This is a genomic window from Rhodococcus sp. NPDC004095, assembly GCF_053604015.1.
On record NZ_JBSGGS010000007.1, the window covers coordinates 1 to 15,312 of the forward strand.

14 protein-coding genes are annotated in these 15,312 nt (G+C 70.0%); 12 read left to right on the forward strand and 2 right to left on the reverse strand.

All coding sequences use genetic code 11. From position 1 onward, the window contains the following. Positions 1-1,313 precede the first annotated feature (1,313 nt). Together ddaH and rocD are read left to right on the forward strand one after the other, a co-directional pair. Positions 1,314-2,171, forward strand: a complete 858-nt coding sequence (gene ddaH / locus ACWEPG_RS14800; protein ID WP_452594688.1) for a dimethylargininase — start codon at positions 1,314-1,316, stop codon at positions 2,169-2,171. Continuing rightward, positions 2,168-3,394, forward strand: coding sequence for an ornithine--oxo-acid transaminase (gene rocD, locus ACWEPG_RS14805; protein ID WP_452594689.1), 1,227 nt, complete (start codon positions 2,168-2,170; stop codon positions 3,392-3,394). Before ddaH ends, rocD begins: the two co-directional genes overlap by 4 nt. 80 nt (positions 3,395-3,474) lie before the next feature. Here the strand turns inward: rocD and acs are convergent, their stop codons facing one another. After that, a complete protein-coding gene (gene acs, locus ACWEPG_RS14810) occupies positions 3,475-5,418 on the reverse strand; it encodes an acetate--CoA ligase (protein WP_452594690.1) in 1,944 nt (647 codons plus the stop codon). A 209-nt stretch (positions 5,419-5,627) separates the two neighbouring features. Between acs and ACWEPG_RS14815 the strand changes: the two genes are divergently transcribed. Both ACWEPG_RS14815 and ACWEPG_RS14820 read left to right on the forward strand, forming a co-directional pair. After that, positions 5,628-6,083, forward strand: coding sequence for a VOC family protein (locus ACWEPG_RS14815; protein WP_450112452.1), 456 nt, complete (start codon positions 5,628-5,630; stop codon positions 6,081-6,083). 55 nt (positions 6,084-6,138) lie between these two features. Continuing rightward, positions 6,139-6,888: an oxidoreductase gene (locus ACWEPG_RS14820; protein ID WP_450112451.1), complete on the forward strand. Its 750-nt coding sequence runs from the start codon at positions 6,139-6,141 to the stop codon at positions 6,886-6,888. Positions 6,889-7,327: 439 nt separating this feature from the next. Here ACWEPG_RS14820 and ACWEPG_RS14825 read toward each other — a convergent pair whose 3' ends face one another. Next, entirely contained in the window at positions 7,328-8,215 is an 888-nt protein-coding gene (locus ACWEPG_RS14825; RefSeq protein ID WP_450112450.1) for an HAD family hydrolase, read from the reverse strand. A 279-nt stretch (positions 8,216-8,494) separates the two neighbouring features. On the opposite strand from ACWEPG_RS14825, the gene ssd reads away from it, so the two are divergent. From ssd to ACWEPG_RS14865, 8 genes are all read left to right on the forward strand, one after another. Then, positions 8,495-9,586, forward strand: a complete 1,092-nt coding sequence (gene ssd, locus ACWEPG_RS14830; protein WP_450112449.1) for a septum site-determining protein Ssd — start codon at positions 8,495-8,497, stop codon at positions 9,584-9,586. Then, on the forward strand, positions 9,583-10,752 hold the full coding sequence (locus ACWEPG_RS14835; RefSeq protein ID WP_452594691.1) for a TadA family conjugal transfer-associated ATPase: 1,170 nt from the start codon (positions 9,583-9,585) through the stop codon (positions 10,750-10,752). The genes ssd and ACWEPG_RS14835 overlap by 4 nt, the downstream gene beginning before the upstream one ends. After that, positions 10,749-11,558, forward strand: coding sequence for a type II secretion system F family protein (locus ACWEPG_RS14840; RefSeq protein ID WP_452594692.1), 810 nt, complete (start codon positions 10,749-10,751; stop codon positions 11,556-11,558). Before ACWEPG_RS14835 ends, ACWEPG_RS14840 begins: the two co-directional genes overlap by 4 nt. Further along, positions 11,555-12,139, forward strand: coding sequence for a type II secretion system F family protein (locus tag ACWEPG_RS14845; RefSeq protein WP_452594693.1), 585 nt, complete (start codon positions 11,555-11,557; stop codon positions 12,137-12,139). The genes ACWEPG_RS14840 and ACWEPG_RS14845 overlap by 4 nt, the downstream gene beginning before the upstream one ends. 54 nt (positions 12,140-12,193) lie before the next feature. Beyond that, positions 12,194-12,418, forward strand: a complete 225-nt coding sequence (locus ACWEPG_RS14850) for a DUF4244 domain-containing protein (RefSeq protein ID WP_452594694.1) — start codon at positions 12,194-12,196, stop codon at positions 12,416-12,418. Positions 12,419-12,438: 20 nt separating this feature from the next. Next, positions 12,439-12,786, forward strand: coding sequence for a TadE family type IV pilus minor pilin (locus ACWEPG_RS14855; RefSeq protein ID WP_450112462.1), 348 nt, complete (start codon positions 12,439-12,441; stop codon positions 12,784-12,786). Continuing rightward, positions 12,783-13,199 (forward strand): Rv3654c family TadE-like protein, encoded by a 417-nt coding sequence (locus tag ACWEPG_RS14860; RefSeq protein WP_452594695.1) that lies wholly within the window; start codon positions 12,783-12,785, stop codon positions 13,197-13,199. The genes ACWEPG_RS14855 and ACWEPG_RS14860 overlap by 4 nt, the downstream gene beginning before the upstream one ends. A gap of 166 nt (positions 13,200-13,365) precedes the next feature. After that, complete coding sequence (locus ACWEPG_RS14865; RefSeq protein ID WP_450112443.1) at positions 13,366-15,306, forward strand: amino acid transporter; 1,941 nt, start codon at positions 13,366-13,368, stop codon at positions 15,304-15,306. Positions 15,307-15,312 lie beyond the last annotated feature (6 nt).

The following is a 15,312-nucleotide window of genomic DNA, read 5'->3' on the forward strand; positions in this document are numbered from 1 at the left end:
GGTACTGCACTCGACAGGGTGTGGGAGAGTAGGACACCGCCGTACATAACATCCCCGGTTGCCCGGGATCAGGAGTTTTCTTCTGGTCCCGGGCAACCGGCATTTCTGGGGTGTTTTCCCCGTTTGGGAGCCGGCCGGCGGTTCCGGTGTGGCGACATCCCGCGCCACCGAAAACCGGTGTGCACACACCCGATGCCGCGCGCACACACCGGTTCCGCGCGCAATACCTGTGCGAATCGCGGAATTGGTGTGTGCACACGACAGCTGGTCGGCCCGGCGCCAAACCTCCGTGCACATACCCGATGCCGGCGTCCTCACACCTGCGTACGCGTCCAACCCGGTGTGGACCGCCGAACTCTTGTGTGCTCGGCCGGCGGGGAGGCCGCGGTAGCAGTCGGTGCGGCGGCGTCCGCGGCATCGAGCCCCCTGTGCACATACCCGATGCCGCGTTCACACACGGCATGCACGCGCAATGGCTGTGTGGACCGGCGAACTCCTGTGTGCTCGGCCGGTGGGGAGGCCTTCCGCGATGCCGGTGGCGGTACCCGGTGCGGCGGCGTCCGCGGCACCGAGCACCCATGTGTGCACACACCCGATGCCGCGTTCACGCACCGAATGCACGCGCAATGGCTGTGTGCACCGACGACGGGGCGTGTGCACACGACAATTCCGCTACCCGGCGCGGAAAACCCGTGTGCACGTACCTGTTGGAGCGTGCACACACGGAATGCACGCATAAAGGCCGTGTGTACCGACGACAGGGCGCGTGCACACGACAGTTGGCCGCTTCGGCGCCAAAACCCCGGTGCACACACCCGATGCGGTGTCCACATACCCGCTACGCGTCCAACCCCTGTGTGAACCGGCGAACTCCTGTGCGCTCGGCCCGACGGGAGACGGTGCCGCGATGCCGGCGGCGGTACGCCGTCCGCGGCACCGAAAACCCCTGTGCACACCCGATGCCGCGTCCACACACCCGATGCACGCGCAACGGTCGTGTGCACTGACGAAAAGTCGTGTGCACTGACGAAAAGTCGTGTGCACTGATGAAAAGTCGTGTGCACATGTCCCCCTCATCGATCCGGGGTGTGCGGTCGGATTCGCCGACCTGAGCCGTGGCCGGCCGCGGTAGTGGACGGTGCCGGGCACCACACAACCCATGTGCACGGAGTATCCACACAGCTGTTCCATGCCGGACACCCGCGTGCATCGGATGGAGCGCGTGTGCAGCGCCGTCTCCGTACCGGTGGCGGGACCGGTGGCGGGCGCGGATACTGACGTCACCGGTTGCCCTGAGGGGGTACGAGATGACGATGACGTCGAGGTCCGGCACCACCACGTCGCAGATTCCGCCGTCGCGGCACGAGTACCTTATGTGCCCCCCGACCTACTTCGACGTTCCATACCGGATCAACGACTGGATGGACCCCGCGATCCCGGTGGACCGTGCGCTGGCGCAGCGTCAGTGGGAGTCTCTCGTCGAGGTGTACCGGGATCTCGGACATGGTGTGCACCTGGTCGACCCGGTTCCGGGGCTGCCCGACATGGTCTTCGTCGCAGACAGCGGTCTGGTCGTCGACGGTGTTGCCCTGGGCGCCCGGTACCGCAGTGAGCATCGGGCGCCCGAGGCGGAGTACGTGATGCGGTGGTTCGAGTCGAACGGCCTGCGCAAACCCCGCCGCCCGCGCTACATCAACGAGGGCGGCGGCGACCTGCTCGTCGTCGGCGAGATGATCTTCGCAGGCACCGGATTCCGTACCGACCAACGCGCGCATGCCGAGGCCGAGTGGCACCTCGGCAAGCGGGTCGCGACGCTCCGGTTGGTTGACCCCCGCTACTACCACCTCAACACGGCGATGGGTGTGCTCGACGACCGTACGATCGCGTATCTTCCCTCCGCGTTCGACGAGCGGAGCGTCACCCTGCTGCGATCGCTCTTCCCGGACGCTGTCATCGCCACCGAAGCGGACACTCGGTGCCTGGGGCTGAACCTGGTGAGCGACGGACACAACGTCGTGCTCGGCGCGCAGGCGACGGCTCTGGCGTCGAGGCTGCGCGCCCGTGGATACAACCCCGTTCCCGTGGACATGTCGGAGTTCCTCAAGTCCGGTGGCGGAATCAAATGCTGCACACTGGAACTGCGGGGTTGGAGCCCCGGGGCGCAATCGTGAACGAGGTTCCGTCGCAGTCCCGGACCGCGGCCGAGCTGGCGCGGGCCGACGCGCACAGCGCGCACAACTACCATCCGCTGCCGGTGGTGCTCGAGGTCGCCAGCGGTGCGTGGGCCCGCGGCGTCGACGGCGTCGACTACCTCGACATGCTGGCCGGGTACTCGGCGCTGAATTTCGGGCACCGCCACCCACGGCTGGTCGGGGTGGTGGAGCGGCAGCTCGGCCGGCTGACCCTGACCAGCCGCGCCTTTCAGCACGCGGCGTTCGCGGACTTCTGTGAGGCCGTCGCCGGCCTGTGCGGCAAGGATGCCGTGCTCCCGATGAACACCGGCGCCGAGGCGGTCGAGACCGCGCTCAAGCTGGCACGCCGCTGGGGCTACGACGTCAAGGGAGTTCCGCCCGACCAGGCGGAGATCATCACTTTCGAGGGCAACTTCCACGGCCGCACGATCGCGATCGTCGGCTTCTCGACGGATCCCGACGCCCACAACGGTTTCGGCCCGTACCCACCAGGGTTTCGAACGGTCCCGTACGGCGACATCGACGCGCTGGCATCGGCCGTCAGCGCGAACACCGTTGCGGTGCTGATCGAACCGGTCCAGGGCGAGGCGGGGGTTCGGGTACCTCCCGACGGTTTTCTCGCGGCGGTCCGCGGGCTGTGCGACGAGCGCGGCATTCTCATGGTGGCCGACGAGATCCAGAGCGGGCTCGGCCGAACCGGCGAGACGTTTGCGTGCGACCACGAGCAGGTGGTCCCCGACGTCTACCTTCTCGGAAAGGCGTTGGGGGGTGGGATTCTTCCGGTGTCGGCGGTGGTGGCCGACTGGGAGGTGATGGGTGTCATCGGTCCGGGGCAGCACGGCAGTACCTTCGGCGGGAACCCACTCGCATGTGTGGTGGGCACCGAAGTCGTGCGGATGCTCGAAACCGGCGAGTTCCAGAGGCGCAGTGGGGAACTGGGGGAGTACATGCACTCACTGCTGGCGACGCTGCCCGCAGATGCCGTGGCGCACGTCCGTGGGCGCGGGCTGTGGGCCGGCCTCGATCTCGCGGAGGGTCAGCCGTCGGCGCGGGTCGTGTGCGAGCGACTGCTGTCCCGCAGGGTACTGGCCAAGGACGCCCACGAGGGGACGATCCGGCTCGCGCCCCCTCTGGTGATCGAGCGGGACGAGATCGCATGGGCAGTACATCAATTGGCGGACTGCCTGGGTGAGGGTGGGTGACGTCGAGGCCCCCTCGCCTGTTGGCGAAGGGGCCTCGACGTCACTCGGTGCCGGACTGTTCTCCGCGCGGGCGATGCCCGCTACTTTCCTCGGATTGCTTCGAAGACCTTGGGGTCGACCAGCGTGGAGGTGTCGCCGAGGTCGCGGCCTTCGGCGACGTCGCGCAGCAGGCGTCGCATGATCTTGCCGGAGCGGGTCTTCGGCAGCTCCGGGACGACGGTGATCTGCCGCGGCTTGGCGATCGGGGAGATCTCCGTCGAGACCTGCGCCCGCAACTCCGCGATCAGGGTCTCGCCGGTGTTCTCCGCGCCCTCGCGGAGGATCACGAACGCGACGATGCCCTGCCCGGTGGTCTCGTCCGCGGCACCCACGACTGCGGCTTCGGCGATCGCGTGGTGCCCGACGAGGGCGGATTCGACCTCGGAGGTGGAGATGCGGTGCCCGGACACGTTCATGACGTCGTCGACGCGGCCGAGGACCCACAGGGCGCCGTCCTCGTCGTACTTGGCGCCGTCACCGGCGAAGTACCAGCCCTCCTCGGCGTAGCGGGACCAGTAGGTGTCCTTGTACCGCTCCATGTCGCCCCAGATGCCGCGCAGCATCGACGGCCACGGCTCGTCGAGGACCAGATACCCGCTGCCGCCGGCACCGAGTTCGTGGGCGTCGTCGTCGACGATCTTCGCCGAGATGCCGGGCAGCGGCGCCATCGCCGAACCGGGCTTGGTGGCGGTGATCCCCGGCAGCGGGGAGATCATGATCGCGCCGGTCTCGGTCTGCCACCAGGTGTCCACGATCGGGGCGCTACCACCACCGATGACGTCGCGGAACCAGCGCCACGCCTCCGGGTTGATCGGCTCACCCACCGACCCGAGGAGCCGGATGCTGGACAGGTCGTGGGCGTCGGGGATCTCCCGGCCCCACTTCATGAACGTGCGCACCAGCGTCGGCGCCGTGTAGTAGATGGAGACGCCGTACTTTTCGATGATCTCGAAGTGGCGGTGTTCGTTCGGGGAGTTCGGGGTGCCCTCGTAGACGACCTGGGTGACACCGTTCGACAGCGGTCCGTAGACGATGTAGGAGTGGCCGGTGACCCAGCCGATGTCGGCGGTGCACCAGTACACGTCCTCACCGGCCTTGTGGTCGAAGACGTTGTGGTGCGTGTAGGAGGCCTGCGTCAAATACCCGCCGGAGGTGTGGATGATGCCCTTCGGCTTTCCGGTGGTGCCGGAGGTGTAGAGGATGAACAGCGGGTGCTCGGCGTCGAACGGCTGCGCCTCGTGCTCGGGCGAGGCCTTCTCGACGGTCTCGTGCCACCACAGGTCCCGGCCGGCGACGGTGTCGACGTCGATGCCGGTGCGCTTGACCACCAGGACATGTTCGACGGACTCCGCACCCGCGACGGCCTCGTCGACGGCCGGCTTGAGCGGGGCGGCCTGACCGCGGCGCCACTGCCCGTCCACGGTGACCACCAGCTTCGCGGCGGCGTCGTCGATGCGTGAGCGCAGCGCGGTGGCGGAGAACCCGGCGAACACCACCGAGTGCGTGAGCCCGAGGCGCGCGCAGGCGAGCATGGTGACAATCGCCTCGGGGATCATCGGCATGTAGATCGCGACCCGGTCCCCGGCCACCAACCCCAGCTCGGTGAAGGCGTTCGCGGCCTTGGAGACCTCGGCGAGCAGATCGTTGTAGGTCAGCGACCGCGAGTCGCCCGGTTCGCCCTCGAAATGGATGGCGACGCGGTCGCCGTTGCCGGCGAGGACGTGCCGGTCCACGCAGTTGTATGCCACGTTCAGGGTGCCGCCGACGAACCACTTCGCAACCGGGGCGTCGGACCAGTCGAGGACCTGCGACCACGGCGTCGCCCAGTCCAGGCGCTTGGCTTGGGTATCCCAGAAGCCGAGGCGGTCCGCGTCCGCGGCGACCTGCAGTTCCGGGCCGGCGTTGGCCGCCGCGGCGAACGCCGGGCTCGGCGGGTAGATCTCGGCCCCGTGCTCGGCGGCGCTGGTGTCGGCGGTGCTGGTCATGTCGGCCGTACCCTCATTTCAGTGTCGTGGCGCGTCGATCGGCGCAGTTGTGAGGGTAGTCACAGCCGCAGGCGAGCGCATCGTTGCATCCGCTTGCAACCCCTGTTCCTGCGGTGACCGGTCGTTTCGGGGCGACCGACGGCGATCGGGCGCGACGAATGGACACCGCAGGTAGGGCGGGTTGCACCTCGAGATGGTTCAGTGGGTGCATGCAGCAGCATGTGAATGTCGTCACGCTCGGCGTGGCCGATGTCGCCCGTGCGTACGCCTTCTACGTCGACGGCCTGCATTGGCGCCCGACGCTGTACGTGCCGGGCGAGGTGTTGTTCCTCCAGGTCGGTGGGGGAGTGGTCCTGGCGTTGTGGTCGATCGACGCGATGGCAGGAGAATCCGGACCGACCGCCCCTCCTGTGGCTGCGGAGGGGCGTGCCCCCGTCACGCTCGGACACAACGTGGACGGGGCGGACGAGGTCGACGCGGTGCTGTCCGGTGCCGTGGCCGCCGGCGGGGCCGTTCTGGTTCCCGGGGCCCGCCGGGCCTGGGGCGGGTACAGCGGCTACTTCGCGGATCCCGACGGCTACCGCTGGGAGGTTGTCCACAATCCCGGACTGGTGGTGCATTCGGACGGTCGCGTGGAGATCGGCACGCCCGACGGCCCGGAGTGAGTGGGGATTGCCTGCGTGCGAGGTCGGTAGGTGGCAGCAGGTAGCGTCGACCGGTGTGAACGACCCACTTCAGCCCCTGGTGGACCTGCCCGGCGTGCGTGAGGCCGCCGACCGGGCCCGCGACGCGCTCGGCGAGGTCCATCGGCACAAGACGAACCGGCGTGGCTGGCCGACCACGGCGGCCGAGGCGTCGGTTCGGGCCGCGCGGGCGTCGGCGTCGATCGACGGCGGCAGCACCGAACTTCCCGGCGCCGGTGAGGTGGGAGATCCGGTGCTGACCGGGGCCCTGCGGGTTGCGCAGGCGCTCGACGGGGACGCGCTGGCGAACACGGTCTCGACGTGGCAGCGCGCACCGCTGCAGGCGTTGGCGCGGCTGCACCTGCTGGCTGCGGCCGGGCTGGTCGACGACGAGGCGGCTCTGGGGCGTCCGCGTACCGAACCGGGCGTGGGCGAGCGGCTGGACCTGCTTGCGCAGTTGGTGACCGGTGGAACGAAGGCCCCGGCCCCGGTGCTGGCGGCCGTGGTTCACGGTGAGCTGCTGGCGTTGCGGCCGTTCGGTACCGGTGACGGCGTCGTGGCCCGGGCGGCCTCGCGTCTGGTGGCGGTCTCGACCGGACTCGATCCGCACAATCTCGGGGTGCCCGAGGTCAGTTGGCTGCGTCGGCAGCAGGCCTACCGGGATGCGGCCACCGGGTTCGCGTCAGGGACGGTCGAGGGTGTCGGGGGATGGGTGATCCTGTGTTGTGGCGCGCTCGAAGCCGGTGCCCGGGAGGCGCTTTCCATCGCGGAGGCCGCAGCACCCTGAATCGGCCTGCGGGACAGCGGAAAGCGGAGGAAATTCCTTTACGGCGTCGATGCTGTCGGCGCATGAAACGGGCGGCGCTGCCGACTGCTGTCGACTTCGCCGCCCGCTAGCACGGACTACCTGGTTACCAAGCGTGCAAAATGGTCTGTGATCCGGCCTCGGCGTAGGCTCACGTACCGTCGGTTCGCCTCTGCAACTTGTGCAAGGTTCTCGCCAACGTGTGCGCGAGTTACGCAGGCCCACAATGACTCTGCCCTTATAGTGGCTTGCGCTCCGCGTGGGTGCCTGGTGTCCGTGCTGGGACTCCCGACTGGGGAATCGGACCTTCTCTTCTGATTCGATCCTGGCCTGCCGTTCGTCCGTAACTCCTTTGTACCCTGTGACTCCGCGCACTTCAAGGGATATCCGGGCCTGGATCGATACCAGTTTTTTGCCTGTGTCAGCGCCGGCGGCGCAATACTCCGTACGTCACCGCGCCCGCCGCGACGGCAGCGAATCCGACCGCAGTGGCGGCGATCGTGGAGGTCGTCGACGTCGAGGGCAGTCGTGCCCGCAACGGCACCGGGTTCGAGAAAGTCAGTACGGGCCAACCCTTTTCGGTGGCCTCCTTGCGGAGTGTGCGATCGGGATTCACGGCTGTCGGGTGTCCGACGGCCTCGAGCATCGGCAGGTCGGTGGACGAGTCGGAGTAGGCGTAGCAACGGTCGAGGTCGTACCCGTGGGTCGCGGCCAGTTCGCGGATCGCCCGGGCCTTGCCCTCACCGTGACAGTAGAACTCGAGGTCGCCGGTGAACCTGCCGTCCTTTACCGCCATCCGGCTGGCGGCGGAGTGGTCGGCGCCGAGTGCCTGCGCGATCGGGGTCACCACCTCCTCGCCGGACGCGGACACCACGATCACGTCGTGGCCGCGGGCCTTGTGGTCCGCGATCAGGTCGGCCGCCTCCGAGAAGACGAGGGGGTCGACGATGTCGTGCAAGGTCTCGGCAACGATCGTCCGCACCTGGTCCACGTCCCAGCCGGCGCACATGTTCGTCAGGTGGACGCGCATCCGCTCGGTCTGGTCGTGGTCCGCGCCGGAGACGAGGAATAGAAACTGTGCGTAACTGCTCTTGAGCACGGCGCGACGGTTGATCAGACCCTGCTCGAAGAACGGCTTGCTGAAGGCCAAGATGCTCGATTTGGCGATGATGGTCTTGTCGAGGTCGAAGAATGCGGCCACGCGCCGATCCCCCGAACTCTCCTGCGTGTTCGCCGTCACGGGTACAGAGTAGAGGTCCGGCCTGCGGTCGCGGACAGCCGCGCGCACGGCGGGCCGCAAGATGGACATGTGACCAGTTGAACTTGCGATGGGATGGGCGGCGAGGTGTAGTATCAGGGGCACCTGGACTTGATCTAGGTGTGTTCAGTCCGACCCCCCGGGACTGAACTCCGAAGACCCCCGCCTCCTCCCCCCCTGGCGGGGGTCTTCTTCGGTCCGGGTGCCGAAGCTCCTGGTGGATCGCCGTTTTCGAGGCAGGTCGCGAGGGTTGTCCACGGGCGACGAAAGTTCTCCACAATCGGCGGACACCCTCTGGTGCGCCGCTGTCCGTGCCCGCACGCTCGACGCATGGACACACCAAGGGACGCGGAACGGCTGCAGGTCCTCGTGCTCACCGCCGATGCAGAACTGTCCTCCGGCGTCCGCCGCGCCGGTGCTGCGGCCGACCGCGAGATCGTCGAGCACCCCTCGCCTGCGCCGCGCCGGTTGTGGGTCGGCGCCTCCCACGTCGTGGTGGACGCGGAGTCGGCCCACGGGTGCGCGGGAGCGAACCTGCCCCGGCGCGGCGGGGTGCACCTCGTTTGCTCCGGCCCGCCCGGGGCGCCCGAATGGCGCGCCGCGACCGCTGTGGGTGCCGAATCGGTGCTCAGCCTGCCCGCCGGAGAGGCGGACCTGGTGGCCGCCCTCGCCCGGCGCGCCGAGGGGCGTGACGGAAGAGGACCGGTCGTCGCAGTCGTGGGTGGTCGCGGCGGCGCCGGCGCGTCGACTCTGGCGGCCGCGCTCGCACTGACCGGCCCCGTCAAGTGCCCCGGGCGGCGGTCCCTGCTCGTCGACTGCGACGCTCTCGGAGGTGGCCTGGACCTGCTTCTCGGTGCCGAGCAGCGGCCGGGACTGCGGTGGCCATCGCTGCTCGTCGAGGGTGGTGCGGTGTCGGCTGCTGCGCTGCACGCCGCGCTGCCCGGTCTCGGGGAGGGCGTCTCGGTCCTGTCGTGCGGTCGCGGGCCGGGACTCGAGGAGCCGGGCGCGGCGGCGCTCACCGCCGTGGTCGAGGCGGGTCGCGCCGCCGGGGACGTGGTGGTGTGTGACGTGCCGCGGTACTCGCGCACGGTCACGGAACTCGCGTTGAGCCTCGCCGACGTCGTCGTCGTGGTGATTCGCGCGCAAGTGCGCGCGGTCGCCGCGGCCGAGGCGCTGCTCGCCGGGCTGCGGGACCAGCATCCCAATGTCGTTGCGGTGGTTCGTGGTCCGGCGCCGGGTGGGTTACGTGGCACCGAGATCGCGGATCTGCTTGGCGTGCCGGTTCTTGCGTCGATGCGTCCGGAGCCGGGTCTGGCCACCGCGCTCGAACACGGCGGGCTGCGGCTGCGCGGTCGATCGCCGTTGCGCCGCGCGGCCACGGCGGTTCTCGACCTCGTTGCTACCGCCGGGCGGGACTCGTGAGCGCGCTGGTGTCCGCGGACCTGCTGGACCGGGTGCGCGGGCGGCTTGCACAGACATCGGACACGCCCACCCCGGCGACGGTGGCCGCGGCGATCCGCGCCGAGTCGTCCGGGGTGCTCGGTGACACCGACCTGCTGGAGGCGTTGCGGACCCTGCAGACCGAACTGACCGGGGCGGGGATCCTCGAACCGCTCCTCGGGCAGCCCGACGTGTCGGATGTCCTGGTCACCGGCCCGGACGAGGTGTGGGTCGATCGGGGGCACGGGCTCGAGCGTGCCCCCGTCGCGTTCGCCGACGAGGCCGCGGTGCGCAGGCTCGCGCAGCGTCTCGCACTCGCCGCGGGCAGGCGACTGGACGACGCCCAGCCATGGGTGGACGGCCGGCTGCCGGGCACACCCGGCGCGAACTTCGGGGTGCGTCTGCACGCGGTGCTCGCCCCCGTCGCGCAGGCGGGTACCTGCCTGTCCCTGCGGGTGCTGCGGCCGGCCACACAGGGCCTCGACGCGTTGCTCCGCTCGGGCACGTTGACGGCGGAATCGCACGAGCTCCTGCGCCGCATCGTCGCCGCCCGGCTGGCGTTCCTGGTGATCGGCGGCACCGGGGCGGGCAAGACCACCCTGCTCGCCGCGCTGCTGGCGACGGTCTCGGCGGGTCAGCGGATCGTGTGCGTCGAGGACGCGGCCGAACTTGCCCCGAACCATCCGCACGTGGTGCGACTGGTCGCTCGTCCGGCGAATGTCGAAGGGGTGGGGGAGGTGTCGGTTCGGCACCTCGTGCGCCAGGCACTTCGGATGCGGCCGGATCGCATCGTCGTCGGTGAGGTTCGCGGCGCCGAGGTGGTGGATCTGCTCACCGCGCTGAACACCGGTCACGACGGTGGCGCCGGAACCGTCCACGCCAACTCGCCCGAGGAGGTGCCCGCCCGGCTGGAGGCGCTCGCGGCGCTCGGTGGGATGGATCGGGCGGCGCTACACAGTCAGCTCGCCGCCGCGGTGCAGGTCGTCCTGCATTGCCGCCGGGACGCGACCGGCCATCGGTCTCTCGCGGAAGTAGCTGTGCTGGAAAGGAACTCCTCCGGCGAGGTGATGGTGGTGCCCGCGTGGCGCGAGGGCTGGGGTCCGGGTGCGGACCGGTTGCACACTCTGCTGGAACGGGCGAACCGGTGACCGCCGCACTGATCGTTGCGGCGGTGGCGTTGCTCGTCGTGCCGGCGTCGCCGGCACGTCACCGGCTGCGGCCACGGCCGGACCGGCGCGGCGCGGTCCACGGGGCGCTGCCCCGAATCGGTGTGGCGCTCGCCGCCTCCGCGGTCGCGGCCGCGACGGTCGTCGAACCGGCCGCCGGCGCGGCGACGGCGATGGTCGTGGGCACCGTGGGATATCGGGTGCGGCGATCGCGGCGGACCCGCCGTCATGCGGGGGAGCTCCGGACCCTCCTCGCGGCGCTCGAGGTCGTCATCGCCGATCTCCGAGTCGGAGCGCACCCCGAGGCCGCGTGCAACGGCGCCGCGGACGAGACGAAAGGTTCCGTTGCCCAAGCATTTCGGTCCGCCGCCGCCACCGCACGCCTCGGGGGGAGTGCGGCGCAGGGGCTGGTCGCCGGGGGCCGTCGCGGCGAATCGGGTGACGCGGACATCGCTTCGGACCTCGACCGCATCGCGGCCGCCTGGAAGATCGCCGAACGGCACGGCATCGCGCTCGCTGATCTGCTCGAAGCGGCACGGGCGGATCTGCTGGGGCGGATCAGGTTTCGCACTCGAGTGGAGTCGGGGATGGCCGGCGCCAGAGCGACGGCCGCGGTCCTCGCCGGGCTACCGCTGCTCGGCGTGGGACTCGGCCAGATGATGGGTGCGGGGCCCGTGCGGGTGCTGCTGTCCGGCGGGCTCGGGGGCATCCTCCTGGTCGTCGGCACCGCACTCGCCTGCGCCGGGTTGGCCTGGGCCGACCGAATCACCACCCGGGCGACGGCATGATCGGCGCGGCCGGGCTCGCCCTCGCCGCGGCGGTGCTCGCGGCGCCCGGTCCGACCGTCGCCCGTGCGCGGCTGCGGGCGCTGCCCGGGCACGTCCCGGACGTCGTCCCACGACGCGCCGGCCCGGCGTCACCGGATCCGCTGGCGGGCGCGGCCAGCTACGACCTGCTTGCGGCGTGCATGCGATCCGGCCTGCCGGTGGCCGCCGCAGCCGCCGCCGTGGCAGAGGAGGCGCCGGATCCACTCGCGGAGGTGCTGCGCCGGGCGGCGAACCTCCTGGCGCTCGGGGCCGAGCCCGACATCGCGTGGCAGCACGCGGGCACCTGCCCCGAAACCGAGGCGCTGTCGCGGATGGCCCGGCGCTCGGCGCGATCCGGATCCGCGCTCGCTGACGCCATGGCCGAACTCGCGGCCGAGGAACGCGCCTCGATCGAGGACCGCGGCGCGGCGGCAGCCGAACGTGCCGGTGTGCTCATCAGCGGCCCGCTCGGCCTGTGCTTCCTGCCCGCGTTCCTGTGCCTGGGTATCGCCCCGGTCGTCATCGGGCTCGCCACACACGTGCTCGGTGAGGGGTTGCTGTGACAGCACACGCACGTCGTCGCGGAACGGCCGCGACGAAGATCAAGGGGGAAAGTCATGTCCGACAAGGGACTGCGTTCGATTCGGGCCGGTGCACGAGTGCTTCGGATGCGCCTGCTGCTGGCCCCGGTGGCGGACGACGGCATGTCGACCGCGGAGTACGCGATCGGCACCATCGCTGCCGCGGCGTTTGGGGCGGTGCTGTATTCGGTGGTCACCGGCGACAGCATCGTCTCCGCGCTGACCGGCATCATCGACAAGGCGCTCAGCACGTCGGTGTAGTCACCGGCCGCACCCCGGCAATCGGCGACCGGGGTGCGGTCACGGTCGAGGCCGCGATCGCGTTGACGGCGATCGTCGTGGTCGTGATTCTGTGCGTCGGCGCGGTGCTCGCCGTGACCGCGCAGGTGCGGTGCATCGACGCCGCGCGGGAGGCGGCGCGTCTGGCGGCGCGTGGAGACCACGACCAGGCGGTACCGGCCGCGCGGCGGGTGGCGCCGGACGGCGCGCGCATCGATCTGCACGAGGCCGAAGGGTTCGTGACCGCGCGCGTTCGGGTCGACGCGGCCCTGTTTCCGATGCTCGAGGTTTCCGCGGAAGCCGTTGCAGCGCTCGAGGACTCGGTTGTCGATGAGGGAGGGTCGCGGTGAGGGATGAGCGTGGCTCTGCGACGGTGTTGTCGTGCTTCGCGATGCTGGCGCTTGTGGCTGTTGTTGCGGCGGTCGGGTATCTCGGCTCGGCGTTGGTGACCCGGCACCGGGCGCAGGCCGTCGCGGACCTCGGAGCCTTGGCCGCGGCGGGCGTGGCCGATCTCGGGGTGGACGGTGCGTGCACCGCTGCCGGCGAAGTCGCAGGCCGGTCGCGGGCCACGGTGCTCGAGTGCCGGCTGGAGGGCTGGGACGCGGTCGTGAGGGTGGCGGTTCCGGTGCCGCTCTCGCTCGGGTACACGGAGGCGACCGCCGCGGCCCGCGCGGGGCCCGCCGCGGACCGAGGTGTCGCCACCGGAACCGGCACTTCCCCGACAGGGGCCGACTCGGCGCGGAGTCGCTCGCCTGCCCGGTGACCGTGTGGTTCGGTCGATGCTGCGTTGTTGCCGGCGGGTGGGACCCGTCGGGACCGGACGGTCGGCCCGGTACGGGCTCGACCCGTCGTTAGCACGCCCGGATGTGCAACACGCACATATCCTCGGCGCCGGGTATCGGGGCCAATGGCAGGATTCGGGTGTGACCATGACGGACCGTTCCGCGCTGCGACTGCGATCGTGGCTGCTCGCGGACATCACCGAGGAGCCCGCCGGGCACCAGGGGCCCTTCCGGTCACCGCCGAAGAAGGAGGAGCACAAGCACCCCTGGTGGAAGGTGATGTGCCTGACCGGCGTCGACTACTTCTCCACCCTCGGGTACCAGCCCGGCATCGCAGCGTTGGCTGCCGGTGTGCTGTCGCCACTGGCCACGCTCGTCCTCGTCGCGCTGACCCTCCTCGGAGCGCTGCCGGTGTATCGGAGGGTCGCGGCCGAGAGCCCCCGCGGGGAGGGCTCGATCGCCATGCTCGCAAAACTGTTGCCGCGCTGGGGTGGCAAGATCTTCGTCCTCGTGCTGCTCGGCTTCGCCGCGACCGACTTCATCATCACGATGACGCTCTCGGCCGCCGACGGTGCCGCACACGTCGTCGAGAACCCGTTCGCCCCGAGCTTCCTGGACGGGCGCAACCTGGTGGTCACCCTGGTGTTGCTGGCCCTGCTGGCGGCGGTGTTCCTCAAGGGGTTCTCCGAGGCGATCGGCATCGCGGTCGCTCTGGTCGCCGCGTTCCTGGCCCTGAACCTCGTGGTCGTGGTGGCCGGCTTCTGGCACGTCGCCACGGCGCCGTCGGTCGTCACCGACTGGACGCACGCGCTGTCCGCGCAGCACGGCAGCCCGTGGGCGATGATCGCCGTCTCCCTGCTCGTGTTCCCCAAGCTGGCACTCGGGATGTCCGGCTTCGAGACCGGGGTCGCGGTGATGCCGCAGATCACCGGCGACGAGACCGACACCGCCTCCTCGCCGCGCGGACGCATCCGTGGGGCCCGGCACCTGCTCACCACATCGGCACTGATCATGAGCGGGTTCCTGATCGTCACGAGCTTCCTGACCATTGTGCTGATTCCCGAAGCGGAGTTCGAAGCCGGGGGGCAGGCGAACGGGCGGGCCCTGTCCTACCTGGCGCACGAGTATCTCGGAAACGGGTTTGGCACCGTGTACGACGTCAGCACGATCGCCATCCTGTGGTTCGCGGGCGCGTCGGCGATGGCCGGGCTGCTCAACCTGGTGCCGCGCTACCTGCCCCGCTTCGGGATGGCCCCGGACTGGGCGCGTGCCGTCCGTCCCCTGGTGCTGGTGTTCGCCACGATCGCCTTCGCGATCACCTGGTACTTCGATGCCGGCGTCGACGCGCAGGGCGCCGCGTACGCGACCGGAGTTCTGGTGCTGATCACGTCCGCGGCGGTCGCCGTCACGATCTCCGCACGGCGGCGCGGCCAGCCCCGCAAGGCAGTCGGGTTCGCTGTCGTGTCGGCGATCTTCCTCTACACGACCGTGGTAAACGTCTTCGAACGGCCGGAGGGCGTGCAGGTCGCCACCCTGTTCATCATCGCAATCCTGTTGGTGTCGTTCGCGTCCCGGTTCAGTCGGGCGTTCGAGTTGCGGGCCGACTCGGTCAGCTACGACGAGACCGCGCAGCGCTTCATCGACGAGGCCGCCCGCGGCACCATCCGAATCGTCACCCACGACGTCGATCGGCGAGGTTCGGCGGATTACCGTGCCAAGGCCGCGAAACAGCGTGCCGAGAGCCACCTTCCCGACACCGAACCGATCCTGTTCCTGGAGGTCAACATCAAGGACTCGTCGGAGTTCGCGACGAAGCTACGCGTCCACGGCCGGCAGCGCGACGAGCACCGGATCCTGTGGGTCAACAGCGCAGCGATCCCGAACACCATCGCCGCGGTTCTCCTCGACATCCGGGACCGGACCGGGGCCATCCCGCACGTGTATTTCGACTGGACCGAGGGAAACCCGATCTCGAACCTGCTGCGGTTCCTGTTCATCGGTCAGGGCGAGGTGGCCCCGGTCACCAGAGAAGTACTGCGCCGGGCCGAGCCGGACGTGTCCCGCCGACCGCACGTCCACGTCGGGTAGGGGGCG